The organism is Nitrospirota bacterium, from assembly GCA_004296885.1.
Taxonomy (GTDB): domain Bacteria; phylum Nitrospirota; class Nitrospiria; order Nitrospirales; family Nitrospiraceae; genus SYGV01.
In genome coordinates this window covers 390,259-417,069 of sequence record SCVN01000023.1, presented here as the reverse complement: position 1 = coordinate 417,069, position 26,811 = coordinate 390,259, and the positions used below count along the sequence as shown (strand labels likewise).

Sequence of the window (26,811 nt, the reverse complement as noted above, 5' to 3'; positions counted from 1 at the left end):
CCGTATGGTACCGACAGTGGAGTGGAAAGAGGGAGCGGTCCGGCTCCTGGATCAGTCTCAGCTCCCGGAGAAAGTGGTCTTTCTGGATTGTCGCGACTACCAGACGGTGGCCCGGGCGATCCGTGAGCTGCGGGTGCGGGGGGCGCCGGCCATCGGCGTAACGGCGGCGATGGGTGTGGCATTGGGAGCGAACTCATTGAAGTCTAGTAACTTCGATGTGTTCTCTAAAGAGGTGCATGAGATTTGTGACGTGCTGGCCGCGACGCGCCCGACGGCGGTGAATTTGTTCTGGGCCATCGAACGGATGAAGCGGGTCCTGGCCGAGAGCCGACAGTTGCCGGTGGAGGCCATCAAGCGGCGGCTGGTGGACGAATCGCAGCGCATTCTGGATGAAGACATCGCCATGAACAAGACCATGGGATGTCATGGAGCGGCGCTCGTCAAAGATGGGCAGACGATTCTGACCCACTGCAATGCCGGGGCTTTGGCGACGGCCGGCTATGGAACGGCCTTGGGGGTGGTCCGGGCTGCCTGGGAGCAGGGCAAAAAGATCAAGGTGCTGGCCGATGAGACGAGACCCGTGCTGCAAGGAGCCAGATTGACGGCCTGGGAGTTGATGCAGGACGGCATTCCGGTCACGTTGATCACGGACAACATGGCCGGGGCGTTGATGCGGCAGGGACTGGTGCACCTCTGTGTCGTGGGGGCGGATCGGATCGCGGCCAACGGAGACGTGGCCAATAAGATTGGGACCTACTCGGTGGCGGTGCTGGCCAAGGCGCACGGCATTCCCTTTTATGTCGCCGCTCCCTATTCGACCATCGATCTGAAGACGCCGTCGGGCGAACAGATTCCCATCGAGCAGCGACAGCCGGGGGAGGTCACGTCGATTTGCGGCAAGACGGTCGTAGCGCCGGTCGGCGTTCCGGTGCTGAATCCGGCTTTTGACGTGACGCCGGCCGCCTACATCACCGCGATCATTACGGAACGAGGCGTGTTCAAGCCGGGAGAGCTGGCCGAGCGGTTCCGCACGTAGCGGAGGTTGCAACCGGCCTGCGCTTCGACTAGAATGCCGCGCGGTCGGATGCAGCGCGGCGCATCTTTTCACCTTATTATGGAGAAAGTGACGGACGATGAGCGAACGGACGTTGGCGATCATCAAGCCCGATGCGGTCAAGAAGCAGGTCATCGGGGACATCATCAAGCGGTATGAAGCGGCGAATCTGCACCCGGTGGCCATCCGGATGATGCAGCTCACGAAGACGGCTGCCGAAGGGTTCTACGCGGTGCACAAGCAGCGGCCGTTTTTCAACAGCCTGACGGCCTTCATGTCCTCCGGTCCCGTCGTGGTCGTGGTGCTGGCCGGAGACAACGCCATCAAGCGGCATCGCGAGCTGATGGGCGCGACGGACCCGGCCAAGGCCGATCCCGGGACTCTCCGGGCCGTGCATGGGACCAACATTGAATTCAACGCGGTCCACGGGTCCGATTCCGCGGACACCGCTCGATTCGAGATCGGCTACTTCTTTCCTGAAATGGACTTGGTTGCCCGGTAAATCGCGCCACGTCGACGCAACGGGAAGCGAGAGATGCCTCTTGCTTCCTCCATCCGGCCTGCGCTCGTTCCTTCCTGCGGAAGCATGAAGCGGCCTGCCTGTCATTGGAACAAGGCTCCTATTGCCGGGTGGCTGGCCCTGCTGGGGCTGGCTTGTGTCCTGGTCTGGGCCGGCTGCGCCGGCCCTCGGGTCTCCGCCCCGCCAGGCGCGCCGGCTCCTTCCGAACCGAGCCTTGAGATCCAGCGTCGGCTCCTCCGGGATGCGCAGGAGCTCCACCGTCAAGGCCGGAGCCAGGCGGCGGTGCAACTCCTGGAGCGGTGGTTGCGGACATACCCACGCTCGCCGTTGGCCTGGGAAGCCCATTGGTGGCTGGGCCGTTCCTACGAACAGGCCGGCGATCTCGACGCGGCCCTGGCTCAGTATCGAAGCGTCGTGCAGGCCGGCGGGGACAGTGAACTGGTTGCTGCGGCGCGCAGCCGTATCGCTTCGTTGGAACGGCCTGCCGAAGGCCCGCCGCGTCTTGCCGGGAAGCAGACGGCTCTCGGGCTGCCCACGCAACGCCTCCCGCAGCCGTCCTTGTTGGATGGATGGCTACGTTCATTGGCCAAGGCAGGGGTCACCACGTTGGTGTTGGAGGCGGGCACAGAGGAGGCCCGGAGTCAAAAGTCCGGAGGTGCTCCGACAGCGCCGGCCGGAGTGTATTTCCGAACGGACTGGGCCTTTACCGTCCAGGATACGATCGGGCAGCTGGTCCCCTTGGCCCATCGGCAAGGGATGGCGGTCTATGTCACGGTCAATCCCTGGCGGATGGCCTGGGTGGACCCGGCGCTCGGGTGGCAAGCCCAGGCTTACGATGCCGCCGGCGGCCAATTCAGGCCATCCCTATTTTTGGACCTCTTCCATCCGGCGTTTCAGGAGTACCTCGTCGGATTAGTAACGGATCTGGCCGGTTCCGGCGCGGACGGGGTCCTGTTTCGCGCGCCGCCCGGCGCCGACCCAGGCGAGCGGCTCAGCCGGTTTGCGCGGGAAGCGGTCGAACGGGACTTTGGAGTCAGGCTCGATCCCGAATCCTTGAGGGGCGATCAGCGGGGTTATGCGCCTGAAGTCTGGCGCTGGCTGGGCTGGGAGTCCCGTCAGTCGGTGAAAGTGCTGGACCGGCTGGCGCAAGCGGTGCGCAAACGGTCCGCCACGATGCAGGTCGGACTGGAAGTGCATGAGGAAACGGTCACGGAGCCGGTGGCCGCCCTGGTCCGTTACCGGGAAGATGTCCTGGAAGCCAATCAGAGCGCATGGGATTTTTATGTGATCATGCCGAGGCCGTCACCCTCCATGGGGCAGGGGAAGGGCCAGGCCGGAGTCGTGACGAAGGCGGTTGCGTTGCTCGGGGAACGGCGTCCGATCTGGATGGAGACTCGGCTGCAGGGCGGCGATCCCATGAAGTTGGACGAGCGGCTGCCCGCGGCGATCGCACAGGCCGGGCTTCCGCCGGGCATCGGTCTCTGGTACGTGATGCCGGCCGGCTCCGTTCCTTGACAAACCCTACCTCCTGCACTACGATCCCCAAACCGTTTTGCGAGACGAACTGCGCGCCGCCGGCCGCGCCCTACGACACGAGAGGAGAGCATGGAACCCAACGATCTGCGGTACCACGAGGAACATGAATGGATCCGGGTGCAAGGCAAGCAGGCCACCCTGGGCATCAGCAATTTCGCCCAGGATGCGCTGGGTGATATCGTCTTCATCGACCTGCCGAAGCCGGGGACTGCGGTCACGGCGGGGCAGCAGATCGGCGAAGTGGAATCCACCAAGACGACCTCCAGCATCTACACCCCTGTGAGCGGCACCATCGCCAAGATCAACGGCGACCTCAAAGACCATCCCGAAGCGGTCAACGCCGATCCCTACGGCAAGGGGTGGATGACGGTGATCGAGCTGTCCGATCCCGCGCAAGTGGATAAGCTCATGACCGCCGCACAGTACGAGACCTTCCTCGCCTCTCAGAAAAAGTAGCACCGACTGACAGCATGACGGACCGGACACACATCGCGATCCTGGGCGCGGGGCCCGGCGGGTACGTGGCGGCGATCCGAGCCGCCCAGCTCGGGGCGCGGGTGACGGTCGTGGAGAACCAGGCCTTGGGAGGCGTATGTCTGAACTGGGGCTGTATTCCCAGCAAAGCGCTGCTCGCCGTCGTAGAGTTGGGGGACAGGGCCAAGAAGGCGGCGGACGTTGGCCTGCGGCTGGGCGGGGGCGTGACCTACGACCTCGCCCGCATGGTGGCGAGAAAAAACAAGGTCGTGGAAGGGCTGGTCAAGGGCATCGCCACTCTGTTCAAAGCCTGGGGCGTCGAACACATAGCCGGGACCGGCGAGCTGCTGGATGCGCGAACGCTGTTGGTGAGAAAGCCGGACGGGACCGAGATCAGAGTGCAGGCGGATGCGGTGATCGTGGCCACCGGCTCCTCCTGGCCGAACCTGCCGCTGTTCCCCGTCGACGGGCGGCAGATCATCACCAGCAAGGAGGCCCTGGACCAAACGGCGGTTCCGGCCAGCCTCCTGATCGTCGGCGGCGGCGTCGAAGGCTGCGAGTTCGCGGCGCTCTATAGCGGTCTGGGAACCAAGGTGACGGTCGTCGAGTTGATGGCCCGTCTCCTGCCGCTCGAAGATGAAGAGATTGCCTCCTTCATGGAGCGGGAGCTCAAAAAGCGAGGGGTGGAGGTGCGCACCGGGACGACGGTCGAACGCGTCGAGCGGGAAGCCGATGCCGTGACGGCCCTGCTCAAGGACGGGACCAGGCTGACGGGGGACAAGCTGCTCGTCTCGGTGGGGCGCGGCTTCAACACGAAGGGCATCGGCCTCGAAACCGTCGGTGTCCAGCTCGGTCGGAGGGGCGAGATCCTGGTCGACGACCGGATGGAGACCACCGTCAAGGGTGTTTATGCAATCGGAGACGTGGTCGGGAAGGCCATGCTGGCCCATGTGGCTTCCGCGCAGGGGAAAGTGGCGGCGGCCAATATCATGGGCCATCCGGAGGCGATCTCCTATGATGTGGTGCCGGCGGGCATCTTCACCCTGCCGGAAATCGGCCGGGTGGGACTGACCGAGCAGCAAGCCAAAGAACGGTGCGCCCAACGGGGAGGGAATCCGGAACAGGACGTGAAAGTGGGGCGGTTCCGGTATCTGGGATTGGGTAAGGCGCAAGCGACGGGGGATGCCACGGGCCTGTTCAAAGTCATCGCCGATGGGAAGACGGGAAAAGTGCTGGGAACCCACATCGTCGGAGCCCATGCGGCCGACCTCGTCCATGAAGCGGCCCTGGCCATGCAAGCGGGAGCGACCGTGTCCACGATGGCCGACATGATTCACGCCCATCCGACCCTGGCCGAGGGTCTGATGGAAGCGGCGGAAGACGTCGCGGGAATGGCGATCCATCAGGCGAGAAAAAGAATGTCGTAAAGTCTGAAAGTCAGCAAGTCGTCACGTCTTGAGGCCTGCAACTTTTTGACTTTCTGACTTTATGGACTATGGTGCAGTCGCTGCTGATCAAGCTGGCCATGCTGGCTGCGGCGGTCGCTCTGGTGTTCTGGATCGGCTGGCCGATGCCGGATGAGTCGGGGCCGGAGGAGGGGGAGGGGCCAACTCCCGCTCCGATGCCCCGAGCGGAGTCTGTCCGGGACAGCGCAATAGGTAGGAACACGATTCAACCGGGAGCGAGTGGGCCCAAGGCCGGCGGAACGACCGACGCGTCTCAGAAATTGGATTTGAACAGGGCGACCGCCGGCGAACTGGAACAGTTGCCGGGCATCGGTCCGGTGCTGGCCCAGCGTATCGTGCAATGGCGGCGTGAGCGGGGACCGTTCAAGAGGGTGGACGAATTGAATCACGTCAAAGGCATCGGGGAGAAGAAACTGCGGCAGATCAGGCCGTTGGTGACGGTCGGTTCATTCAGTGCGCCGGTTGCCGGCGCGACGCCTGCGCCCAAACCCCGACAGGAAGCGGCCCCACGGGCCAAAGATCAGGCGGAACGATGAGCGAACTGACCAGGCAACTCGATTTGATTCTCCGCGGGGCCGTGGAGGTCATTCAGCAGAACGAGCTGGAATCCAAGCTCACCCGCTCGCTCAAAGAGAAGCGGCCCCTGCGCGTGAAGGCCGGGTTCGATCCGACCGCGCCTGACCTGCACCTGGGCCATACGGTCCTGATCCACAAGCTCAAGCACTTTCAGGACCTGGGACACCATGTGCTCTTCCTGATCGGCGATTTCACCGGCATGATCGGGGACCCGACCGGCGTGTCCGAGACGCGCGTGGCATTGACCAAGGAGAAGGTCCAAGAGAACGCGAGGACTTATCAGGAGCAAATCTTCAAGATCCTCGATCCGGCGAAGACGGAGATCGTCTTCAACAGCCACTGGATGAGCCGGATGACGGCCGACCAGTTGATCCAGCTCAGCGCCCATTACAACGTGGCGCGGATGCTGGAACGGGAGGACTTTCACAAACGTTATCACGAGCAGAAACCGATCAGTATCCATGAGTTTCTCTATCCCTTGATCCAGGGCTACGACTCGGTGGAGCTCAAGGCCGACGTGGAGCTGGGCGGGACGGACCAGAAGTTCAATCTCCTGGTCGGGCGCGATTTGCAGCGGGACTACAAGCAGGAGGCGCAAGTCGTGCTGACGATGCCCTTGCTGGAAGGGACCGACGGGGTCCGCAAGATGAGCAAGAGCTTTGGGAATTACATCGCTATCAGGGACGTCCCCAACGACATGTTCGGCAAACTCATGTCCATCAGCGATCAACTGATGCTCCGGTACTATGAGTTGCTGACAACGGAGAATTTGGAGCAGGTCAAATCGGCCCATCCGATGCAGGCCAAGCAGAAGCTGGCGGAACTGATCGTCACCCGGTACTACGGGGCCGACGCGGCGGCAGGCGCCAGGCAGGAATTTGCCCACCGCTTCAGCGAGAAGGAATTTCCGGATGAGCCGGATGCAAGGGTGATGTTGACCGCTGCCGATGTGGCCGATCCGGCTGCGCCGGCGATTGGGCTGGTGGATCTGGTGGCCAGAACCAAGCTGGTGCCCAGCAAGAGCGAAGCCAGGCGGCTGATCGTCCAGGGCGGGGTGGAGATGGATGAGCAGAAGCAGACCGACCCGAACGCAACCACCCCTTTGGTCGCCGGCCGGCAATACCGGCTTCGAATCGGCAAGCGAAAATTTGCGACCGTTGAATACAAAGCTTCCTGATTTAAGCGTTCAGTCGCCCTTGACTTGCTCGAAGCCGCAGCGTAGGATTCGGTCGTTCTCTCATCGCACATATCCTGAGGGCGGGAGTAGCTCAGTGGTAGAGTCCTAGCTTCCCAAGCTAGTTGTCGCGGGTTCAAATCCCGTCTCCCGCTCCATACCTCGCTTGCATGACCCATCGGTTTATTATTGCCTTAGCGTCATTGATGCCTATAAAGAAGCACGTCACGTGTTTCTTGGCTGACGTCCTTCCATCTTTCTTTCATGTCCATTGTATTGCGCTGGGATTGCCGCCAGCCAAGCGGAGGTCGATTATGACTGCGCCGGTTCGACTCCTTACGGGACTGTTGCTCCTTCTGCTCGCCGGTTGCGCCACCCCCTTGGGCGATGCGGCGGGACGAGGCGATCTGAAAGCGATGAGCGCATTGCTGGAGCAGGGGCAAGACGTCAACGAGAAGGACGCCTGTGGCATGAATGCCGGAGAGACTGCCTTGTTCTGCGCGGTCTGGTCGGGCAATCAGCCGGTGGCCAAATTCCTGTTGGAGCGTGGCGCCGACGTGAATGCCAAGACCAATTGGAACATGACGCCCCTCGATGCGGCCGTGGGCAGAGGCGATGTGCAGATGGTCCAATTCCTGCTGGAGCGGGGAGCGGAAACGAACAACGCGCAGGTCCAGGTCTGCGATTCCGGCGGATTCGACATCAACATGTGCACCTCGCTCCAATATGCCAAGCATACGGGGAACACCAAAGTCGCGCGATTGCTTGAATATGCCGAGGAGAAGGAATTGGCCAAGCTGGGCGTGCCGTCGTCTTCCGCGCCGCTGACGGCAGCCCCGCCCGCGGCGGCGGTTGTGCCCGCGAGCGATGTGGATCGTGTGCCCGCGTCGGACGTCAAGGCCAGGACCCATGCCTATGCGATCCTCGTCGGCATCGAGCAGTATCAGCAGAAGCTGCCCAAGGCGGACTTTGCCGCACATGACGCCGAGGTCATGGGGCAATATCTCACCAAGACGTTGGGCTACCAGGAGGAGAACGTCGTGGTGTTGCTCAACGAACGGGCGACCAAGACGGGGATAGAGAAGTATCTCGAAGGGTGGTTGCCCGATCACGTGGAGAAAGACGACTCGGTCTTCATCTACTATTCGGGGCACGGGGCACCCAACCCGAAAACCGGCAAGGCATTTCTTGTACCCTACGACGGTGACCCGACCTTCGTGGACCAGACTAGCTACTCGCTGGATCGGCTCTACGCCAAGCTGGCTGATCTGCCGGCGAAGGAAGTCGTGGTCATGCTCGACTCCTGTTTCTCCGGCGCTGGCGGCCGTTCCGTGATCGCCAAGGGGATGAGGCCCATGGTACTGTCCGTGGAAAATCCGCTGCTGGCCAAGGGCAAGACCGTGGTGCTGGCCGCCAGTTCCGGCGAGCAAGTCTCGTCAACCTACGATCAGAAGGGCCACGGCTTGCTGACCTATTTCTTCTTGAAAGGCCTGCAGGGAGAGGGAGGTCGCGACAAGGATCGGAGCATCGATCTCAGGGAGTTGTTCGAGTATTTGAAGCCGCAGGTCGAACGGGTGGCCCGACGAGAATTTCACAATGAACAGAGTCCTCAACTCCTGGGCAGTCCGGACATGCTCAAGAAAGGCGTGCGTCTCCTCGAACCGAACTAACCTGCCTGCTTGCCCCAGTTCCCCGTGGGGGATTGATGACAGCTCTCTGTTGCCCTGGCGTCGCCACGTCTGCGCACCGCACGTGCTCCCGTTCTTGCTGTTAGCCTTGAGGATGCGTATGGACTTGGGCGAATACCGGATGGGGAACGGGAATACGCGGGAGGATGCGGTCGGTCTGGCGATGAAACCGTCGAAGCGGAATGTGCTGTGTGACGAGGGTGCTAGACCGCTTTCTTGACCAATCCGGTGCGCAGGCAGCGGGTGCAGACGCGGATATGCTTGGTCGCGCCCTCCACCACCGCCTTGACCCGCTGGAGATTGGGCGCGAAGATGCGCTTGGTTTTGTTGTTGGCATGGCTCACGTTATGGCCGGATTGATGCTTCTTGCCGCAGAGGTCGCATGAAAAAGCCACGGTTCGAACTCCTTCCCTCACGAGACGGTCAAAATTGTCTGTACACGGGGCGTATGCTACCATACGGGCGTCTTGTCTGACAAGCCTACCTTGGTGCCGTCTGTCTGCATGGAGCGACTGCAGCACATTGTGCAGCGCCTGGCCCGTCCCATTGACTTCGCCAGCCGCGATGCCTACGCGTATCTCTCGACGGTGAAAGGCCTCGGCCCGTTCGTGTCGCGCCAGGTTGTGGAGGCCTTGGCTGACGATGTCTACTCGGCCGCCGTCGAAACCGATTTGCTGACGATCCGCCAACTCTTCGCCGATTACGACCAGATTCCCGATCAGGCCGAGCGCAAGCGCCGGCTGGCAAGCGCGCAGGCGATCCTGAGCCGGCTGCGCTCGATGGACATAGACGCGAAGGAAGAAGCGCGAGGCGCAGGGCAGGGGCAGACCCATCCTCACATCCCGAGTTCCGGCCCCGTTGCTTCCGACCTGTGGAATCTTCCGATCCAGTTTGCTCGGGGTGTCGGGCCCAAGCGGACGCCGTTGCTGGAGCGGCTGGGGATCAGGACGGTTGAAGATGCCCTTTGGTTCCTGCCCTGGCGCTACGAGGACCGGTCGGTCGTGACTTCCATCGGGCAACTGGCGCCGGGCAAGCTGGCGACCGTCTGCGGGATCGTGCACAGCAGCGAGCTGAAGCGCGCGGCCAGGCGTCGTCTCTCCATTCTGGAGGTGACGGTGGAGGACGCAACCGGCTCGGTACATGCGGTCTTCTTCAATCAGCCCTATCTGGAAACGCAGTTAAAGCCGGGGGCCCGCGTGATGCTGAGCGGCATAGTGTCGGCCGGCCGCAAAGGCTGGACCGATCTCGGCCTGGAGTCTCCTCAATACGAGGTCTTGGGGGAGGAACAGGATACGCCGTTGCACGTCGGCCGGATCGTGCCGATCTACCATGAGACGAAGGGGCTCACGTCCCGCCAGTTCCGAACGATCGTCAAGGGCTTGCTGGATCAGTATGCGCCAGGCATGGAAGACATCGTGCCGGCCTCATTGCTGGCCAAGCTGCGCCTCCCGTCGATCCACCGCGCGATTCCCGATCTCCATTTCCCTCCCGTGCCGGGCCGCCAGGCCGGCCAGGGTTCGATGGAAGCGCTCGATCGCGGGACGACTCCGGCGCACCGGCGGCTGGCGTTCGAGGAATTTTTCGTGCTGGAGCTGGCTTTGGCCATGCGCCAACGGACCGTCAAGGAAGAGGTGAAAGGCATCCGGTTCGATACCGGCACGCAACTGGCGGCCAAGCTTCGGACCCTCTTGCCGTTTCAGCTCACGGCGGCTCAGGAGCGGGTGTTGGGCGAAATCCAGCGGGACATGGCATCGTTGCGGCCGATGAATCGGCTGATCCAGGGCGATGTGGGCTGCGGCAAGACGATCGTCGGGCTGATCGCGATGGTCATTGCCTGCGGGTCCGGCTACCAGGCGGCCCTTATGGTGCCGACCGAAATCCTGGCGGAGCAACATTACCTCAACTTGCGTCCGCTCCTGGATTCGCTGGGGCTGACGGTGGTGCTGCTCAAGAGTGGGGGGGCGGCCAAGGCGAAAGCGGCGACGCTCGCGCAGATCGAAAGCGGCGCGGCCCATGTCGTGATCGGCACCCATGCGCTGATCCAGAAGGGCGTCCAATTCGCGCGGCTGGGGCTGACGGTGATCGACGAGCAGCACAAGTTCGGGGTGCTTCAACGGAAGACCTTGCTGGAGAAGGGCTATCACCCGGACGTGCTGGTCATGACGGCCACGCCGATCCCCAGGACCTTGGCTATGACCGTCTATGGGGATTTGGATATCTCGGTGATCGACGCGTTGCCGCCGGGGCGTCGCCCGGTCCGGACCTGGCTGTTCAACGAATCCCAGCGTCGCCGGGCCTATCAGTTGGTGCACGATGAAGTGCGGGCCGGCCGGCAAGGCTATATCGTCTATCCTCTGGTGGAGGAGTCGGAAAAGGTCGATCTGCAGGCGGCGATCCAGGCGGCCGAGCAACTTCAGGCCAAGGAGTTCCGCGACGCCCGCGTGGGGCTCCTGCATGGGCGCTTGAAGGCCGACGAGAAAGAACGGACGATGGCGGCGTTTAAGGCCGGCACGATTCAGATTCTTGTGGCGACCACCGTCGTGGAAGTCGGGGTGGACGTGCCGAACGCGACTGTGATACTCGTGGAACATGCCGAGCGGTTTGGGCTGGCGCAACTGCATCAGCTGCGGGGCCGGGTGGGGCGGAGCGCGATCCAGTCCTACTGTCTGCTCCTGGCTTCGGGGCGGGGAGCCGCCGGGAACCGTGAGGAGCAGAGTTGGCAGCCAGCGGCTCGATCCGGGTCCCCAAGGGGAGCCGGAGCCAGCCCTTCGCGCCAACGCCTGGAGGCCTTGGTCAACTCGACCGATGGCTTTGTCATTGCGGAAGAAGACCTCCGCATCCGGGGGCCGGGGGAATTTTTCGGTGTGCGCCAGTGGGGGTTGCCTGAATTACGGGTGGCCAATCTCATCCGGGACGGGGTCTTACTCGAATCGGCAAGGCAGGAAGCGTTTGCGTTGCTGGCGTCGGACCCGCATTTGTCCGAGCCGCGCCACCAAGCGTTGCGGACCGTGATGCTGCGGCGCTGGAAGGACAAGCTGGATCTCGGGTCCGTCAGCTGACCCGGGTGGGGAGGGGACTATGGGGTTGCTGCAACGAGTCAAACAGGATTTGAGGGTCGGCTGGGCGAGCCTGCGCTATGGGGCGGCGCAGGCGGCCAACCGTGCGATGGTGGAAACGGAGTTGTTGCAGTTGCGTCGGGAGTTGCGCAAGTTGGACGGCCGGTTCGGCGACCTGTCCCGCGACATCGGCGAGCGCGCCGTGGAGCTGCAGGAACGGAACGTGACGACGGAACAGATCCTCTCCGATTTCGAAATCGTGCGTGGCGCGGACCAGGCTCAGGAGCTGAAACTCCAGCGGGCCAAGTTGCTGGCCGAAATGGAAGATGCCAAAGCCTCGTCCTGACTCTCTTCAACCGCCTCCCGCCGCTCATTCATTCCGCAGAAGGCTCCGTCATGATCCTGGCCGGGATTGATATTGGAACCCTGACCTGTCGGCTCTTGATTGCCAGGTGGCAGGCCAACCGGCCGCTCGTCGAGTTGCATTCCGAGCGGCGGGTCCTGAGGCTGGGCGAGGGGTTGGATCACAGCCGCAAGCTGAGTCCGGCCGCCGCGCAGCGCGTGATCGAGGTCTTGCGCGAGTGGAAGGGTCAGGTGACGACGCACCGGGCCGAGGCGGTGGCCGTGGTGGCGACCAGCGCGGTCCGAGAGGCGAGCAATCGGGATGCATTTCTCGACCTGGTGCGGCGCGAAACCGGTTTCACGGTCGAGATCATCAGCGGAGAAGAGGAAGCCCGCCGGACCCTGCTCGGCATCCGGTCCGGTCTCCCCGCCGGAGTCGCGAAGATGCTCGGGCTGGATATCGGCGGCGGCAGTACGGAATTCATCCTGGATCAGCCCGGCAGAACCCCGATCGTCTGTTCCAAGGAAATCGGCGTGGTGCGGCTCACCGAGCGGCTCCTGCTTCACGATCCGCCGACGGTCGGCGAGTTGCAGGCAGCCAGAGACCTTGTCCAACAGACCGCACAAGACGCTCGCCTCACGCTCGGCGACCTGGCCGGTGCGACCTTTGTCGGCACGGCCGGCACGATCACGACGCTCGCGGCCATGGCCCAGAAACTGCCGGCCTACGTGGGGTCGCGGATCCACAACTACCGGCTGGAGCTGGAGACGATCAAGGGACTTGAGGCGGATATCCTGAGCCGCACGAAGGCGCAGCGCGAAGGGCTGTTGGGGCTGGAACTGGGGCGCGAAGATGTGATCGTGGCCGGGACGATCATTCTGCGCGGGGTTATGGAAACCCTGGGCTTCCGGACTTGCCTGGTCAGTGACCTGGGGCTGCGCGAGGGGGTCCTGTTGGACCTGGCGGCCCGCCTGAAGAATAGCTGACAGCCTTCAGTGATCAGCTTTCAGTGTTGGAAGGATTGACCTTCGCTGACGGCTGAATGCTGACAGCTAACAGCTCCCATTATCGTTGTGAATACCAGCGAAAGCCTTTTGTCTCTTGGAACGTCGGGCGCGGCGCGGCGCCTGGTTTTTCCACCAACAGCACTTTGAAGTCCCAGAGTCCGAACCAGGCCGGGTTGATCACCTCGTGGTAGTGACAGCCCATCAGCTTGGGCAGCATGTCTCCGAGGGCCTTGCTCAGCTCGGCTTCGGTGTAGGCCCGGATGGAAAAGGGTTTCCCCTGAGCCTGGCAGAAACGCTGGATCGTGTAGGCGGCGCCGGTGCAGAGCAGGCGGGTATCAGGCCGGATGACGAAGAACTGGGGCAGGGCAAAGTACTGTTCCTGGAACCCCAGCCATTTGGCCGCATGGCGGAGGTGCTGGTACTGCACCTCATATTCCGTATGGCCAGGCAGCTTGACCGGGGCCGGCCAGCCCTGTTCGATGCCGAATTCGATCAGGATCGCCCGTCCGCCCGGCTTCAAGACCCGCCAGAGTTCCGCGAGAAACCGGATCGGGCCGAGGTTGAACATCACTTCATCGGGGAGGTCCGGCTCGAGCGGCAAGCGGATGCGCCTGATCCAGTCCAGAGCCTCCTGATGCAAGGGCGTGTCCCCCCTGCCTGTTTCGATCTCCCGCTTGGCGAGCTGCACCGGGGTCATGTCGGCGAGGTTTTCGTTGTCGATGACCAGGTCCACGCTGTTGTTGCGAAAGGGGAGCCATTCGGCATTGGCCTGGGTGCCGCCGCACCGCCACCCGGCTTCGCCGGCCAGCTTCAGTTGGGAGGGGAGGAAGGGGCGGGTGATATCCAGAAACGTATAGAGAACGCCCTGTTTTTCGACCGGCGACAGCTCGGCCGCGATTTCACGGGAGACATACCCGAGACCCCCGCCAACTTCCACGACCAGCTTCGGTTTGGGCGACCACCAGCCGAGACGGCGCAGGTGTTTGGCCAGGAGCCGTCCATAGGTCAGGCCTTGGAGCGCCTCGCTGGGCTCACGGAACAGGTGGGACACGGTCGTCTCGATCTGGTCGAAGTGCCCTTCCTGGGTGGCGATGTCGCGCAGGTGAAACGCGTGGAGATGGTCTTCCCCCTCGAATTCGCGGGAGCCGGACCAGCCTTCGCGAATCTGTTGCAGGAGCAGGTCCCACTTGGCGTTGCTCCGGTGCTGTCCGGTCGGGGGTTCGGTGCCGTAGTAACAGAGGGCGTAGCGGGGCAGGGCCCACCGTTCCAGATGCCAGCGGCCGGTTTCTCCATCCGGTCCGCAGACCCATTTGCCGAACTTATCCAGGAGCCAGCCGACCGATGCCTTGCCGTCCATGGAGGTCAGGAGCTCGATCCCCATCCGGTTCAGCCGTACCAGGGGAAGGTGGTCGTCCAACGGCGTGAGCCACCATTCCTCCGGCGTGTGTTGGTACACCACCATGTCCGGCATTCTCCATGCCCGCTGGGTCAGCTGGTCGCCGGTGAGGGGGAGCGGTTCCCGTATGACGGATTTGGACTCCATGGTCGTCCTATGCTCTCGTGATCGATGATGACGCAATGAGCAAGGGCAGCAGGGTACACCAAGCCATGGGGCGAGGCAAGCAGCGTGACGGCCCTGTTGAGGGGGGTCAGGTGGTAGACGGGAGCGGCGCCGGGTCTACGACGGTGAGAATGCCGCGCATGATAGGATGCAGGGTGCAGTGATAGGGGTAGCGGCCTGGCGGGAGGCCAGGCAGGGCAAAGCTCCCATTGGGGGCCACGGAGCCTGAGTCGAAGGCGCAAGGCCCATCCGATTCGCATCCGTCATGCGTAACAGTATGGTGGGAGGCGGTGGGGTTGTCCCATTGAATGGGGGCGCCGGCTGAAACCGTTGCGGAGGCCGGCAAATAATAAGGTGAGCTGCTTTCAATGGTGATCTGGAGCGGGGGCAGCGCGGCGGAACCGGGCCATACTCCCATTCCCAGCAAACCGACGGCTGCCGCAATGAACATCCGAGTCAGGCTGACAAACATGGTCTTAATCCTCATCGGGACTTATGGGTTATTATACCATTCTCTTCGGGGCCAGAGGATGCCCACAGGACTCCTTCATCTCATAACCATCGAGGTGTGATGGTCAACCCTTTCTGTGCTGCTGGTTCCGTGGGTGCCGCCATTCGCCTCCTTGTCGGGGCTCTTGCCGTCGTGGTTGGTTTGCTGACGGTCATAGAGGCGCCGACCCATTTCTTGTGGATCGTGGCGATCGGCGCCACCGAATGGGGCTATTGGCTGGTTCCCATCGCGTTCGCTTGCGCCCTCCTTCCATTCCGCAATCGTTGCTCGGGAGAAGCGAGCGTCCGCTGGCGAGGAGCCGGCCAGTTGGGCCGTGTGTTGGCCCTGGTCGGCGCCTTGCTGCTCCTGGCCCCGCTCTTGCGGGCGCTGCTGGTGGCTGAGCGGCTTGAACAGGACCTGGCGGCGGCGTTTCCTCTGGGTCCGGCTCCCTCATCCGACACTAGCGTCGAGCCGGCTGGTGGCAGCCCTCTGCAATTCACGCACCTCTTGTCGGGAGTGGCGCAGGAGCCGGTACAGCAAAGCAGCCTAGTCTATGCGGCGCCGGAGGGAGAACCCCTGCGGCTGGACCTGTACCGGTCGGCGAGTCTCTCCTTACCGGCTCCGGCGGTTATCGTGATTCACGGGGGGTCGTGGCAGAGCGGAGATCGAAGCCAACTGGCCGATCTCAATCGTCATCTTGCCTCCCGAGGCTATGTCGTGGCTGCAGTCGGCTATCGCTTTGCCCCACGGTGGCCATTTCCCGCAGCCAGGAACGATGTGCGGGCTGCGGTGGCCTATCTGCAAACCCATGCGTCAGAACTGGGGCTCGATCCGCAACGAATGGTCTTGTTGGGCCGTTCGGCCGGAGGCCAACTGGCACTGTTGGTGGCCTATACGGCCGGTGATCCGGCGATCCGTGGCGCCATCGCTTTTTATGCGCCGGCCGATTTGCGATATAGCTATGAGCATCCGGGCAATCCCTTGGTACTGGACTCGCGCGGCGTGCTCACGGCCTATTTGGGGGGCAGTCCGGAACAACGGCCGGAAGCCTATGCTGCCGCCTCGCCGCTGAATTTCGTCGGCGTCGGCACGCCTCCCACCTTGCTCATCCATGGGCAACGGGACGAACTGGTCAAGCCGATCCAGAGCGAGCGGCTCGCGGTACGGCTGGCTCAGGCGGGACGGTCCCTGTTCTTGCTGCGGCTGCCTTGGGCGACCCATGGCTGTGACGCCAACTTCAGCGGGCCTTGCGGCCAACTCAGCACCTATGTGGTGGAACGCTTTCTGGCGGCGGTCGTACGTTAGCAGGATGTTGAAAAAGTCCGCCAGCGTTGTTCTCACATCGCTCAGAGGCTCCACGTACGGGAAGACAAGAGGCAAAGTACTTCTCCGCTCGCATTTGATCGAAGCGAGCGGTTCAAGCAAAGCTTGGTATGTACCTCCTCGCCACTCGCTTGCTGCGGCCAAGCCACGGGAACAGCGTGCGTTCGACGCACGCGGGGCGGGCGGGTGAGAAAGTGGCCTTTTTGACCATCCTGCGGGGATTCTCCAGCCATCCTAGACCGTCGAGCTGGGGTCCGAGTGGTTCCCAAATAGTTTTTCAATGCCTGCTAGAGCGTGCCTGTGGTCGGTGTTTAGGCGAGGAAGGCTTTTCTCAACCGGCCCAGGAAGGCATTGACGGATTCGAGATTGGGTTGATGGGTACAGCGGGCCAGGCGCTGAGTGGCCTCCTGGAACAGCCGTTCGCCTGCGTCGACGATCTGGCCGGCCGTGAGCGCATCGGCTTTCACCTGGCGGAGCGTCTCGCCGAGGCTGGTGTCGGCAGTCCGGATGGTGAACGTTCCGGTTTCGAGCAGTTCGCAGAGATTGAACAGAACCCGTAAGTGGGCCAGGGCGTATTTGCCGGGCCGCGCATCTTTTTTCTCGAGAAACTTTTTGCGCTGGTTGAACGCATAGCTGACGAAGGCCTCGTAGGCCGTCAGGGGAGTCCAGACGGAGGGAAACAGCGCCAGGAGTTCCCGGCCCCATGAGTCCGCCGTCACGACCGGCGCCAGGAAGGTCTCCAGCACCAACGGATGGCCATGGGTCGCCAGCGAGAGGAACCGGCCGACTTCCCAATAGGTTTCATCCTCCTGGCCTTCGGTCCAGCGGCTGCCCTTGTATTTGAAGTCGAGACGAAACAGCCACTCGGTCGGAGTGACGAAGACACCCCGATAATCCGCGTCGCTGTCCGGCCCGGCCAGCCCATGAGCCTGGGAGCCGACCAGCACTTTCAGAATCGTCTGTTCCTTCACGTTCATCGTTGCCCCGGCATGGAAAGGACGCTGCGTTCGCCAGTGTAGCGGAATCGGCCGTCGGTGACCAGGGTCTTGGATCTTGCTATACTGGCGGCGCGCGACCATCTCGGTATGCAAGGAATGAGCATGCGCCGATTCCTGTCCCGTCACCGTATCTGCCTTCTTGTCGTTCTGTCGTTCATGTCCCTTGTCGGCTTAGTCTGGGCTTCGACTCCTGCCTGGGCGTTTCGGGTCACGGCTCCCACGGAGGGGGCGGTGCTGGTGGCCGGCCAATCGCTGGATGTCCGGGTGGACCTTGGGACGGAGATCGGCGTCAGCCGGGTCCTGTACTACTGGTATCGCTTGGGGGAGGAGCCGCTTGTGGCGCAGCAGGCGATATTGGCGCTGGAGTCCATCAGCGCGGCGACGCCGCCGTTCGGGGGGCGTCTGACCGTGCCGAACGGGGTGATCGGCGCCATGCGGCTGCTGGCTGTCGGCGAGGTGACCAGGGGCCGCCTTGCCGGCCAGGAAGAGTTCGATGAAATCCTCCTGCAGGTTGAGCCCCCGGCGGCGTTGACGGGGATCGAGTTCGAGGTCGAAAAGCCCTGGCGGTTGGATACCATCGGCAAGATCCTCGAGGTGCCGGTCATCGGCCAGTTCGCCGATGGTGTCGCCCGCTGGATCGGTGGGACGTCGGCGGGCAGCCGTTATGACAGCTCAAACGAAGGGGTGCTGGCGATCTATCCGGGAGGCTTCGTGCGGGTCATCGGAAACGGGACCGCCACGCTGACGGTCAAGAATCGTGGCCGTGAAGGGCGGTTGGATGTGGTGGTGAAATCGGAGGCGGAGCCCAACGGGGTGCCGATCGCCCAAGCCGGTCCCGACCAAACCGTGCAAGCCGGAGCGACAGTGGTGCTCAGCGCGCTTCAAAGCAGGGACCCGGATGGAGACCCCCTTCGATATGAATGGGCACAAGTACGGGGCAACAAGGTGTCGTTGCTCGACGCAGACTCCTCCAAGGCGACCTTTGTCGCGCCCAAGGTGTCAGCCAAGCGCTTATTTCGATTCAAACTGCGGGTGACGGACATGAAAGGACCGGATACGGTCAAAGGCGCCGACAGCATGCCGGTATTCGTCAACGTGTGGGTAGTCCCCTAACTCCTTCCGTTACCTCGCTTTTCACGATCCAGCGTCTGTTGCGGGCCTGTCGGAAGCTCGAGGAAGATGCCTGTTGCTTCGGCTTTGGCCATGGTTGCAAGCCGTGCCTGATTCATGCTAGATGGGTGCCGCGAGAGGCGGGGATCCGCCGGGATTGTGAGCAGAGGAGGGGACGATGGCGACGAAACGGAAAAAGCCGAGCAAAGCATCCGCGAAGAAGACTGCCAAGAAAGCCGGAGCTAAGGGGCGAGGGGCTAAGGGTAAGACCAAGACCAAGAAGGCTAAAACCGCGAGCAAGAAGGTCGCCGCGAAGAAGGCGGTCAAGAAAGCGGCCGTCAAACGCAAGACGACCACCAAGCCTAAAAAAGCGGCTCGGGCTGCAAAGAAGGTTGCCGCGAAGGCCACGAAGAAAGCCGCCCCCGCAGCGACTCCCGCCCCCGTCATCAAGAAAACCGTTGCTCCGGCTCCATCTCCGGCCAAGGCCTTGCACCGGCCGGCCCGTCCCATGCGAGAGGAAGAGCCGAAAGCCATGCATGAAGAGCTGGCGGAAGAGTTGGAGCTTCCCGAGGAAGAGATGGAAGAAGAGTTGGGCGAGGAGATGCGCGACGAGGAATTGTCGCTCGATGATGAGGAGGCGGAGCCTGATTACTTGGACAAACCGGATGACCTCTCAGGGGAGAGTGACGACTACCACAATGCCTGATCTGCCTGCCTGATTGTCAATGGAGATGGAACGGGCTTCTCAGCTTCCGTGATGGATGCGCTGGGCGTAGGCTCCGGCGCGATCTCCTCCCAACGTCTCTTCATCTTTGTTACGACATGAGTCATTTTTTGTTTATTGCCGGTGCGCTGCGGGAGCGCAGTTCCCAGGCCAGCGCGGAAGTCCAGTTGTCGCATGGGCTCTGGGGGCTTCGCACCGCGCTAATTCGGGACAACCTGCGTACCTACCTGACGGATGACTCCTGCGGGCTGGTCTATGTCTTGAAGCAAGGTCTCCGAGCCGGCTTTGCCATCCGGTCTCGTGTGCTGCCTCCGGAAGAGTTGGGTGAGTTTGTCCGGGACGAACTCCGTGAGGAAACGCGCTACGGGTTCGTGCGGGTGCAGGTCACGCAGAGTTGGCAGAGTACTCCCGAGGCCAGCTTGACCCTATTGCATCAGGTGCTCGAGGTGCCCGATCAGGCGGAGTTGACCCGCCGTCTGAACCTTGGGATGCATCGTGTCACCCGGGAACAGTATGCTGCGCTGCTCAATGGGCTAGGGGGATTGCGTGGTCCTGTGTAGCGTGGACGATGGGGCGGTCTCCGGAGCCTGTCACAGCCGGCGGCCGGTCATGAGTTCATAGGCCTCGGCGATTGTCGCGACTTCCTTGATCGTCAATCCCAGTTCCATGGCCAACCCGTTGAGATTCCATTTGGGGTCGCTAAATCGACCATTGTCGAGTTGACCTTGGGGAATGAGGATGGTGCGATACCCCTCGCGCGCCGTCGCACGAACTTTGTCCGGGATCGCACCCACCGGGCCGATCCGCCCTTCCGGTTGCAGCGTGCCGGTGAGGGCGACTCCGCGGAGAATCGGGTCTCCCCGCAAGACGGCCAGAAACCCAATGGCCATGGCTGCGCCGGCACTGGGACCGTCGTTGCTGACCGGTGCGTACGCAGCCCCGTAGATCGAAATCGTGCCGGTCGGGTGAAGCGAATCACTCTGCCTCACCGCATAGAAGAATGCCTTGCCCAAGGCGTCGAGCGCAGTCCCTTTGACTCTCACGCGGTTATTGCCCCACTTGGCCTCGACTGGGTCCGGCGTTGCCTGCTGGTCCCAACTTATGACCATGACTTGGAAGGCGCCCTTATTATTGAAATTGACGGCCGACAAGACCGGCACTTCCACCACATGGGCGGCTGAGGCCTGGCCGGCATCGATCAGGAGCCAGGTCGCCACGACTCCGTAGAGGAGTACTAACAGGAGTGGAGAGAGAAGTCGTGTCGGCCCCGTCCGGTCTATGCATCGGTTGGTGCCCATCATTTTTAGTGTAGGGAGGCATGCTGGCCCAGTCAAGAGTGAGGGCGGCTCCTTGCTTTTGACATCCGTCGCTCGTATAAGAAGCGCGATGCGATTGTTCGCACGAGCCTCGAATCCTTGGTCGGCTGTTTTCGCGCCGCTTCTTTTCGTGGTTTTGACCCTCTGGGCTTCCGCCGCTGGTGCCTGCCTGATCGAGCGCGGGGCTGGGGCACCGGCACCCTTCACCAGACACTTCGGGCAGGACTGCACCCAGCAGGAACGCGAAGCGCAGGCTGTTCCCGCGGCGGAGTTGCTGGCGGCGTTGCAGGCCGGACGGGGACTCGATCTCGAAGGGGTGGTGGTGGTCGGGGATGTGGCGTTGGACCAATTGCCTCTGCTGACTCCTGAAGCCGTGTTCAAGCTCCCCCCGCGCATTCAAGACATCATTCCTGTGGAAGATATTCGGGATGTCCGTTTGATCGCCGGCCCGGTGGCGATCAAGGATTCGCTGGTGCGGGGAACCATCGAGACCAACCTTACGACCGGGCTGCTGGTGATCAATGGGCCCGTCACGATGACCGGGACGACCTTTGAACGCATGGTAGATTTATCTTATGCGGTCTTCGGCGGGCCGGTTGATTTTTCGCATGCCATCCTGCTGCGCGAAGGGTTTTTCATCCATGCCCGGTTTACCGAGGGGGCCCGGTTTGAAGCCACCGCATTGGGCACGCACTCACGCTTTCACAAGGCGACGTTCGCCGGGCCGGTCACGTTCAAGCGGGCGGGCTTCAACGGACTGGCCGAGTTTCTGGAAGTTCAGTTTCGACAGGAGGCCCAGTTTGCCCAGACGTATTTCAAGTTGGGCACCGGGTTTTCGGGAAGCCGGTTCGGCGGCCTGCTGGATTTTTCCGAAGCGCGGTTCGATCGGGAAGCGTTTTTCACGCATACGCTGTTTGCGAAAGACGCCTATTTTCGCCGCGCGACGTTTGTGGGGGTGGCCGACTTCTCGGACGCGGAGTTCCGCGGGCTGGAGGATTTTTCCAAGGTCCTGTTCTCGGCCGAACCGCGCTTCACCAGGACCAAGCTGACCGGGGAACGTCCGATCCCGCGCGGCTTGCAGGATCCTCGAATCATGTATGGGATTGTGGCGGCCTTGATCCTGTTTCTATTCTGGTTCGTCTATCTGCTGAAAAAGCATTCCTGAGCTGTTTCGTAGGGAATGTTATCCACAGACCCACTACATATAGAAATTATCTTGCGTTTGTCCCCATAAGATAGTATAAGCGTCTAGGTCATTTAGCCTGAAAATAGGAAGAGACCTGTGGAACAGCTTGAAATTCCATATCAAGTTCGGCTTGAGAAGTTCGAAGGGCCGCTTGACCTCCTGCTCCACCTGATTAAAAAGAGCGAAATCAATATCTACGACATCCCTATCGCGCTGATAACCCAACAGTATATCGAGTATTTGAGTCTCATGAAGTCGCTGAACCTCACGGTGGCCGGAGAATTCCTCGTGATGGCGGCGACCTTGGTGCAAATCAAAGCGCGGATGCTGCTGCCGGCCGAGCAGATCGAAGGGGATGAAGAGGATGGGCCCGACCCGCGTGAGGAGTTGATCCGGCGGCTCTTGGAGTACAAGCAGTTCAAGGACGTTGCCAGCCAACTGGACACCCGAGAGCGGGAATGGCGTGATGTCTTTGCCAGGGTGGAAGTTCTGCCGACGCCGGCCAAGGCGGCGGAGACGCTACTGGAAGAGGTCACGCTCTTTGATCTCGTGGATGCCCTGCAGTCGGTATTGGTCCGAACGCCGCATCGTCAGTTGATGGAGATCGCTGCCGACCAACTCACGGTGAAGGACCGGATGAACGCGATTCTGGAAATCCTGGAAGGGAAAGAATCGGTCACCTTCGTGGCGCTGTTTGAGGAGCAAGGGCACAGGCTGTTCATCATCGTGACGTTCCTGGCCTTGCTGGAGTTGACGCGGCTTAAGTTGGTCCGGGTATTCCAGTCCGAAACCTTCGGACAGATTCTGCTCACCCGAGCGTTTGCACCGATGGAACAGGACATTGAGGGGGAGTTCTCGGATTACGCCTAGGAGGATGGTATGAGCGCAAGGTCTGAGGCGCCGGTGTCTGACGTCGTGCCGGAGCAGGCGGCCGGCGACCTGGTCTTGTTCGAAGAGCTGGCGGCGGCCGGCGGCGACAAGGAACAGGCTGCGGCAAAGGAGCAGACTCCAGAAGCTCTCCAAGCGTCGGCCGCGTCCGATGCGCTCGCGCTGCGGGAGTTGAAGGCGATTCTCGAGACGCTCTTGTTCGTGTCGCACGGACCGGTGACGGTGGAACGGTTGGCCTCGGTGCTGGAAGGGGTGCCGAAGACCGAGGTGCGGCAGGCCTTGCGTAGCTTGGGGGAAGAGTTTGACCAGGCGGGACGGGGACTGCAGATCGTCGAGGTCGCCGGAGGGTTTCAGCTCGTCACCCGGGCCGATTATGGCCCCTGGATCAAACGGTTGGAGAAGAATAAGCCGGCCCCGAAGCTGTCGCGATCGGCGCTGGAATCCCTGGCGATCATTGCCTATAAACAGCCGATCGTCCGTGCGGAGGTCGAGCAGATTCGCGGTGTGGAAGCCTCGGGGGTTATCCGCACCTTGCTCGAGCGCAAACTCATCCGCATGGTGGGACGGAAAGAGATGCCCGGCCGCCCCATCATGTACGGAACGACCAAGTATTTTCTGCAACACTTCGGCCTGCGTGACCTCGCGGAACTGCCGCCGTTGCGGGAGTTCAAGGAACTGGGGGAGCCGGAGCAGGAGATGCTGCCGGTCGGCGACGATCCTCTCGTGGTGGTCGGGTCTGGCCCTGCCGCTGATGAGGAGCCCTCCGAGCCGATCGAGCAGGAAACGCTGGAGCAAGTCTGACCGGCGCCCGTTCATCCGTTGCCGCTTTCCCTCCACGGCCCTTGCCCTCCGTCTGCATCCTCCCTAGAATGACCCGCAGGGGGTGAATGCATCGTATGGAACTGCTCCTGCCTGAAAAGACCAGGTCCGTGGCCTCGGATTTGCGCCGCCTGTTGGGCGCCGAGCGGGTGCGCGACGATGCTCCCACGTTGACCGCCTATGCCGTCGACGCCAGCATCTACAAGATCGTTCCGCTGGCGGTCGTGCTGGCGGAATCCGAGGCGGATATCGAACGGACAGTGGATTATGCGGTCCGGCTGGGTGTGCCGCTGACGCCCAGGGCGGCCGGGACCAATCTCACCGGCTCCGCAATCGGTCCGGGCATCATTCTCGACGTCTCCAAGCTGAACCGGATCTTGGAGGTCAATCGGGAAGAGCGATGGGCGCGCGTGCAGCCCGGGATCGTCTATGCGGAGCTGAATCGCCGGCTCGCCTCATCCGATCTGCTGTTCGGTCCGGATCCGTCCAGCGGAGACATGTGCAAGTTGGGCGGGATGCTGGCCAACAATTCCTCGGGGCCCCATACCCTCCGTTATGGCTCGGTGAAGGATAATGTCCTGACCTTGCGGGTCTGCCTGGCCTCCGGCTGGCTGGATGCGCATTCCTTTCCTTTAACCGATCCGGCGTTGGCGCAGGTTCTGAGCGACCATCCCTCGTTACGCGGAGTCTTGCGGCTCGTGCAGGACCATGCGGAGACCATCCGGGCCAGGCGTCCAACCGTCAGCAAGAACAGCTGCGGGTACAATCTGTTCGGATTGGTCGATGGACTGGATCGGGCGCAGTTCGACCTGCCGCGTCTTTTCGTCGGCAGCGAGGGCACGCTGGGGGTCATGAGCGAAGCGACAATCAGACTGGTGGACCGCCCGAAGGCCAGCGCCACGGCCCTTCTGCACTTTCGGCACCTGGAGGAGGTCGGGGAGGCGATCCCCCACCTGCTGGCCCTGTCCCCCAGTGCGCTGGAGGTCATGGATGGCAATACGTTGAATCTGATCGGGCGGGCCGCGCACGGCGTCCCGCCCGATGCTGCCGCCACGCTGTTGGCCGAATTGGATCAGGAGGCGGGAGGGCCTGGCCTCGAGGAGCTGGCCACCCGCCTGCTCTCGGTCTGCCGACGCTACCGTCTGGCGGGGGAGCCGGCGGTGGCCTTCGAGCGGGAGCAACGGGATGCCTTATGGAAGGCGCGCAGGGCGCTCTATCCCACGCTCTATCGCTATGATCCCAGGAAGAAGCCGATCAACTACGTGGATGATGTCGTGGTGCCGGCGGAGCGGATCGGCGAGCTGATCCGATATCTGGAAGGGTACTTCGGTGCGCAGCAAGTCCCCGTCGCCATCTTCGGCCACATCGGGAACGGCAATGCCCACATCGTGCCCTTGCTGGATGTCAACGACAAGGCCGATTTTTCCCGGATGGTCGAGGGGTACCGCGAGATTCACGAGACGGTGCTCACCCGTTTCGGCGGTTCCATCTGCGGCGAGCATGGGGACGGGCGGGTGCGCGCCTCATTCGTCCGCCGGATGTTCGGGCCCGAACTCTATGACCTCTTCGTCCAGGTCAAGCGCAGCCTGGATCCGGCCGGGATGTTGAATCCCGGGGTGAAGATCAGCGAGGCGCCGTTTACCGACCATATCGACTTCACCCGGCTGGCCAAGCCTTGTGCGACTTGCGCCAAATGCAACTCGGTGTGCCCGGTCTACGATGTGTTCCAGTCCGAAGACATGAGCGCGCGCGGCTGGTTTGAGATCGTCACGGCCAAGGACTACAGTTACCTGAACTCGAAGCGGGTGGTGGAAGCCTGTCTGAACTGCAAATCCTGCCGGACCATCTGCCCCGCCGGTGTGGATGTGTCGGATCTGATCCTGAAGCGTCGTGCGGAGCAGCCCAACCGGCTGGCCGGCCTGATCTTTAGGGTGCAGGCGCAGCAGTGGTTGTTTGACCTGTTGTTGAAATGCGTCGCGGTGACGCAACCGTTCTGGGACCGTCCCGGACCCCGCGCCTGGCTGGAACGGCTCACGGGTCCGGTGATGCGCTGTTTGGCCAAGACGGCCAAGCTCTCGCATGACTTACGGCTCCCGCGCTTGGCGACCCGGCAGCTGCCCGACCGATACCCTGAGCTTGCGACATTTGGCGGCGGACCGGCAGGGCAGAAGGTGGCCTACTTTCACGGATGCGCCGCCAAGTATTTCGACGACGGGGTCGGGGATGCCGTCATCGCCGTCCTGCGCCAGCATGGGATCGAGCCGGCCCTGCCGCCGCAGCGCTGTTCGGGCACCCCCATTCAAACATACGGCCATACCGATTGGGTGCTCGAGGCGGCCCGGTTCAATCTGGTCTCCTTGGCACCGTTCGAAGTCGTCGTGACCGGCTGCGCTTCCTGCACCTTGATGCTCAAGGATTATCCCAAGCTGTTCGAGGCCGGTCCGGAGCGGGACGCGGCCGATCGGTTGGCGGCCAAGGTCAAGCACGTGACGGAGGTGGTGGCGGCATCCCCGAAACCCATACAGTATCGGAATGAACTTGGCCGGAAGCGGGTCACCTACCATTCCTCCTGTCATCTACGTGCGGCCGGGGTGACGAAGCAGCCGCGGCAGGTCTTGGCCATGTTGCCGGGCGTTGAGTTCGTCGAGATGCAGGATGCGGATCGCTGTGCGGGAGGGGCGGGGACCTATCTTGTCAAGGACTATGCGACCTCGCAGAACATCTTCGAGCGGAAGCGGCGCGCGATCCTGGAAAGCGGGGCGGAGGTGGTGGCGACCAGTTGTCCGGCCTGTATGATCCAATTGAGGAATGGGCTGGATGACCGGGTCCGGGTCGCGCACGTGGCGGAGTTGCTGCAGGAAGCCGCTCACGAGCCGCCTCCGGTTGTTGCATCATGACGATCAGACGGGCAGACTGGTTATTCCTTTTAGCGGCGGGACTGGTGGTGCTTATGGTCTCGCTGCTTCCGTCGCCCCGTGAGCGGAATCCGCCGATCCCGGGCACTCCAGAGCATCGTAGCCTGACGTCGGAGAAGGACTGCCTCGGGTGTCATGCGGTGGGGCAGAGCCGTCCCTTGGTCGAGCGGCACCCCAAGCGTCAGGATTGTTTTCGGTGCCACCGTCAGGCGGAGGGAGGATAGAGAGGGGACTATGGTCACACTCTTATTGTTCGGGGAAACCTTGCGCCAAGCCATGGGCGAATCCGAGTTCCAGTGCGAGGTCTCGGCGCCGGTGACGTTCAAGGCGTTGCTGGAAAGCAATCGGGATCGTCTCGGCGCGCTCCTGCCGTTCATGAACAAGGGGGAATTGCTCATCACGGTCAATCGAAAAGTCGGCGGGTTGGACTCGAAAGTCAGGGATGGGGATACGGTGAAGCTGACCCATCAGTTCAATCCCGTCCACGACGGGGCCATGTGGCAGAATCCCTGAGCAAACGGGGGAACTTGCATTGACAATGTAGGGTTTTTCCTGTATAGTGTGTTTTGTCGTCGTTTCCAACGGTC

General features: G+C 62.3%; 25 protein-coding genes and 1 tRNA gene. 21 read left to right on the top strand and 5 right to left on the bottom strand.

Annotated features, from left to right (window positions below):
• Window positions 1-4 precede the first annotated feature (4 nt).
• From mtnA to EPO61_15050, 9 genes are all read left to right on the top strand, one after another.
• A complete protein-coding gene (gene mtnA, locus EPO61_15090) occupies window positions 5-1,036 on the top strand; it encodes an S-methyl-5-thioribose-1-phosphate isomerase (protein ID TAJ07281.1) in 1,032 nt (343 codons plus the stop codon).
• 97 nt (window positions 1,037-1,133) lie between these two features.
• Complete coding sequence (locus tag EPO61_15085; GenBank protein ID TAJ07280.1) at window positions 1,134-1,556, top strand: nucleoside-diphosphate kinase; 423 nt, start codon at window positions 1,134-1,136, stop codon at window positions 1,554-1,556.
• Window positions 1,557-1,589: 33 nt separating this feature from the next.
• The gene (locus EPO61_15080; protein ID TAJ07279.1) at window positions 1,590-3,089 is read left to right on the top strand and encodes a tetratricopeptide repeat protein; all 1,500 of its coding nucleotides are present in this window, start codon (window positions 1,590-1,592) and stop codon (window positions 3,087-3,089) included.
• A 90-nt stretch (window positions 3,090-3,179) separates the two neighbouring features.
• A complete protein-coding gene (gcvH, locus tag EPO61_15075) occupies window positions 3,180-3,566 on the top strand; it encodes a glycine cleavage system protein GcvH (protein ID TAJ07278.1) in 387 nt (128 codons plus the stop codon).
• A 14-nt stretch (window positions 3,567-3,580) separates the two neighbouring features.
• Complete coding sequence (gene lpdA, locus EPO61_15070) at window positions 3,581-5,011, top strand: dihydrolipoyl dehydrogenase (GenBank protein ID TAJ07277.1); 1,431 nt, start codon at window positions 3,581-3,583, stop codon at window positions 5,009-5,011.
• 68 nt (window positions 5,012-5,079) lie between these two features.
• Entirely contained in the window at window positions 5,080-5,586 is a 507-nt protein-coding gene (locus tag EPO61_15065) for a helix-hairpin-helix domain-containing protein (protein ID TAJ07276.1), read from the top strand.
• Window positions 5,583-6,803 (top strand): tyrosine--tRNA ligase, encoded by a 1,221-nt coding sequence (locus EPO61_15060; GenBank protein ID TAJ07275.1) that lies wholly within the window; start codon window positions 5,583-5,585, stop codon window positions 6,801-6,803. The genes EPO61_15065 and EPO61_15060 overlap by 4 nt, the downstream gene beginning before the upstream one ends.
• Window positions 6,804-6,883: 80 nt before the next feature.
• Window positions 6,884-6,958: transfer RNA gene (locus EPO61_15055), tRNA-Gly, on the top strand.
• 12 nt (window positions 6,959-6,970) lie between these two features.
• Window positions 6,971-8,470: a peptidase C14 gene (locus EPO61_15050; protein TAJ07274.1), complete on the top strand. Its 1,500-nt coding sequence runs from the start codon at window positions 6,971-6,973 to the stop codon at window positions 8,468-8,470.
• A gap of 221 nt (window positions 8,471-8,691) precedes the next feature.
• Here the strand turns inward: EPO61_15050 and rpmB are convergent, their stop codons facing one another.
• Window positions 8,692-8,883, bottom strand: coding sequence for a 50S ribosomal protein L28 (gene rpmB, locus EPO61_15045; GenBank protein ID TAJ07273.1), 192 nt, complete (start codon window positions 8,881-8,883; stop codon window positions 8,692-8,694).
• Between the two features lie 108 nt (window positions 8,884-8,991).
• Here rpmB and recG point away from each other — a divergent pair, with 108 nt between their 5' ends.
• From recG to EPO61_15030, 3 genes are read left to right on the top strand one after another with little or no spacing between them, the layout of a single operon-like run.
• Window positions 8,992-11,547, top strand: a complete 2,556-nt coding sequence (gene recG / locus EPO61_15040; protein ID TAJ07272.1) for an ATP-dependent DNA helicase RecG — start codon at window positions 8,992-8,994, stop codon at window positions 11,545-11,547.
• Between the two features lie 19 nt (window positions 11,548-11,566).
• Window positions 11,567-11,890, top strand: coding sequence for a hypothetical protein (locus EPO61_15035; GenBank protein ID TAJ07271.1), 324 nt, complete (start codon window positions 11,567-11,569; stop codon window positions 11,888-11,890).
• A gap of 50 nt (window positions 11,891-11,940) precedes the next feature.
• Entirely contained in the window at window positions 11,941-12,873 is a 933-nt protein-coding gene (locus EPO61_15030) for a hypothetical protein (protein TAJ07270.1), read from the top strand.
• A gap of 79 nt (window positions 12,874-12,952) precedes the next feature.
• Here EPO61_15030 and EPO61_15025 read toward each other — a convergent pair whose 3' ends face one another.
• Both EPO61_15025 and EPO61_15020 read right to left on the bottom strand, forming a co-directional pair.
• On the bottom strand, window positions 12,953-14,437 hold the full coding sequence (locus EPO61_15025) for a class I SAM-dependent methyltransferase (protein TAJ07269.1): 1,485 nt from the start codon (window positions 14,435-14,437) through the stop codon (window positions 12,953-12,955).
• A gap of 106 nt (window positions 14,438-14,543) precedes the next feature.
• Complete coding sequence (locus EPO61_15020; protein TAJ07268.1) at window positions 14,544-14,927, bottom strand: hypothetical protein; 384 nt, start codon at window positions 14,925-14,927, stop codon at window positions 14,544-14,546.
• Window positions 14,928-15,023: 96 nt separating this feature from the next.
• Between EPO61_15020 and EPO61_15015 the strand changes: the two genes are divergently transcribed.
• On the top strand, window positions 15,024-16,250 hold the full coding sequence (locus EPO61_15015; GenBank protein TAJ07267.1) for an alpha/beta hydrolase: 1,227 nt from the start codon (window positions 15,024-15,026) through the stop codon (window positions 16,248-16,250).
• A gap of 329 nt (window positions 16,251-16,579) precedes the next feature.
• Here the strand turns inward: EPO61_15015 and EPO61_15010 are convergent, their stop codons facing one another.
• The gene (locus tag EPO61_15010) at window positions 16,580-17,392 is read right to left on the bottom strand and encodes a hypothetical protein (GenBank protein TAJ07266.1); all 813 of its coding nucleotides are present in this window, start codon (window positions 17,390-17,392) and stop codon (window positions 16,580-16,582) included.
• Between EPO61_15010 and EPO61_15005 the strand changes: the two genes are divergently transcribed.
• The 3 genes from EPO61_15005 to EPO61_14995 all read left to right on the top strand — a co-directional run bounded on the left by EPO61_15005 (window position 17,369) and on the right by EPO61_14995 (window position 19,660).
• Window positions 17,369-18,379, top strand: a complete 1,011-nt coding sequence (locus tag EPO61_15005) for a hypothetical protein (GenBank protein TAJ07265.1) — start codon at window positions 17,369-17,371, stop codon at window positions 18,377-18,379. The genes EPO61_15010 and EPO61_15005 overlap by 24 nt on opposite strands.
• 175 nt (window positions 18,380-18,554) lie before the next feature.
• Window positions 18,555-19,082 (top strand): hypothetical protein, encoded by a 528-nt coding sequence (locus EPO61_15000; GenBank protein TAJ07264.1) that lies wholly within the window; start codon window positions 18,555-18,557, stop codon window positions 19,080-19,082.
• Window positions 19,083-19,198: 116 nt separating this feature from the next.
• Window positions 19,199-19,660 carry a hypothetical protein gene (locus tag EPO61_14995; protein TAJ07263.1) on the top strand — a complete coding sequence of 154 codons (462 nt, stop codon included), beginning with the start codon at window positions 19,199-19,201 and terminating at the stop codon, window positions 19,658-19,660.
• A 30-nt stretch (window positions 19,661-19,690) separates the two neighbouring features.
• Here the strand turns inward: EPO61_14995 and EPO61_14990 are convergent, their stop codons facing one another.
• The gene (locus EPO61_14990) at window positions 19,691-20,401 is read right to left on the bottom strand and encodes a hypothetical protein (GenBank protein ID TAJ07262.1); all 711 of its coding nucleotides are present in this window, start codon (window positions 20,399-20,401) and stop codon (window positions 19,691-19,693) included.
• An 85-nt stretch (window positions 20,402-20,486) separates the two neighbouring features.
• Here EPO61_14990 and EPO61_14985 point away from each other — a divergent pair, with 85 nt between their 5' ends.
• The 5 genes from EPO61_14985 (at window position 20,487) to EPO61_14965 (ending at window position 26,737) form a co-directional block, all read left to right on the top strand.
• Window positions 20,487-21,581 (top strand): hypothetical protein, encoded by a 1,095-nt coding sequence (locus EPO61_14985; protein ID TAJ07261.1) that lies wholly within the window; start codon window positions 20,487-20,489, stop codon window positions 21,579-21,581.
• Between the two features lie 117 nt (window positions 21,582-21,698).
• A complete protein-coding gene (locus tag EPO61_14980; protein ID TAJ07260.1) occupies window positions 21,699-22,472 on the top strand; it encodes a segregation/condensation protein A in 774 nt (257 codons plus the stop codon).
• Between the two features lie 180 nt (window positions 22,473-22,652).
• Window positions 22,653-23,291 carry an SMC-Scp complex subunit ScpB gene (gene scpB / locus EPO61_14975; GenBank protein TAJ07450.1) on the top strand — a complete coding sequence of 213 codons (639 nt, stop codon included), beginning with the start codon at window positions 22,653-22,655 and terminating at the stop codon, window positions 23,289-23,291.
• An 86-nt stretch (window positions 23,292-23,377) separates the two neighbouring features.
• A complete protein-coding gene (locus EPO61_14970) occupies window positions 23,378-26,206 on the top strand; it encodes an FAD-binding oxidoreductase (protein TAJ07259.1) in 2,829 nt (942 codons plus the stop codon).
• A 252-nt stretch (window positions 26,207-26,458) separates the two neighbouring features.
• Window positions 26,459-26,737, top strand: coding sequence for a hypothetical protein (locus tag EPO61_14965; GenBank protein TAJ07258.1), 279 nt, complete (start codon window positions 26,459-26,461; stop codon window positions 26,735-26,737).
• Window positions 26,738-26,811: the final 74 nt, after the last annotated feature.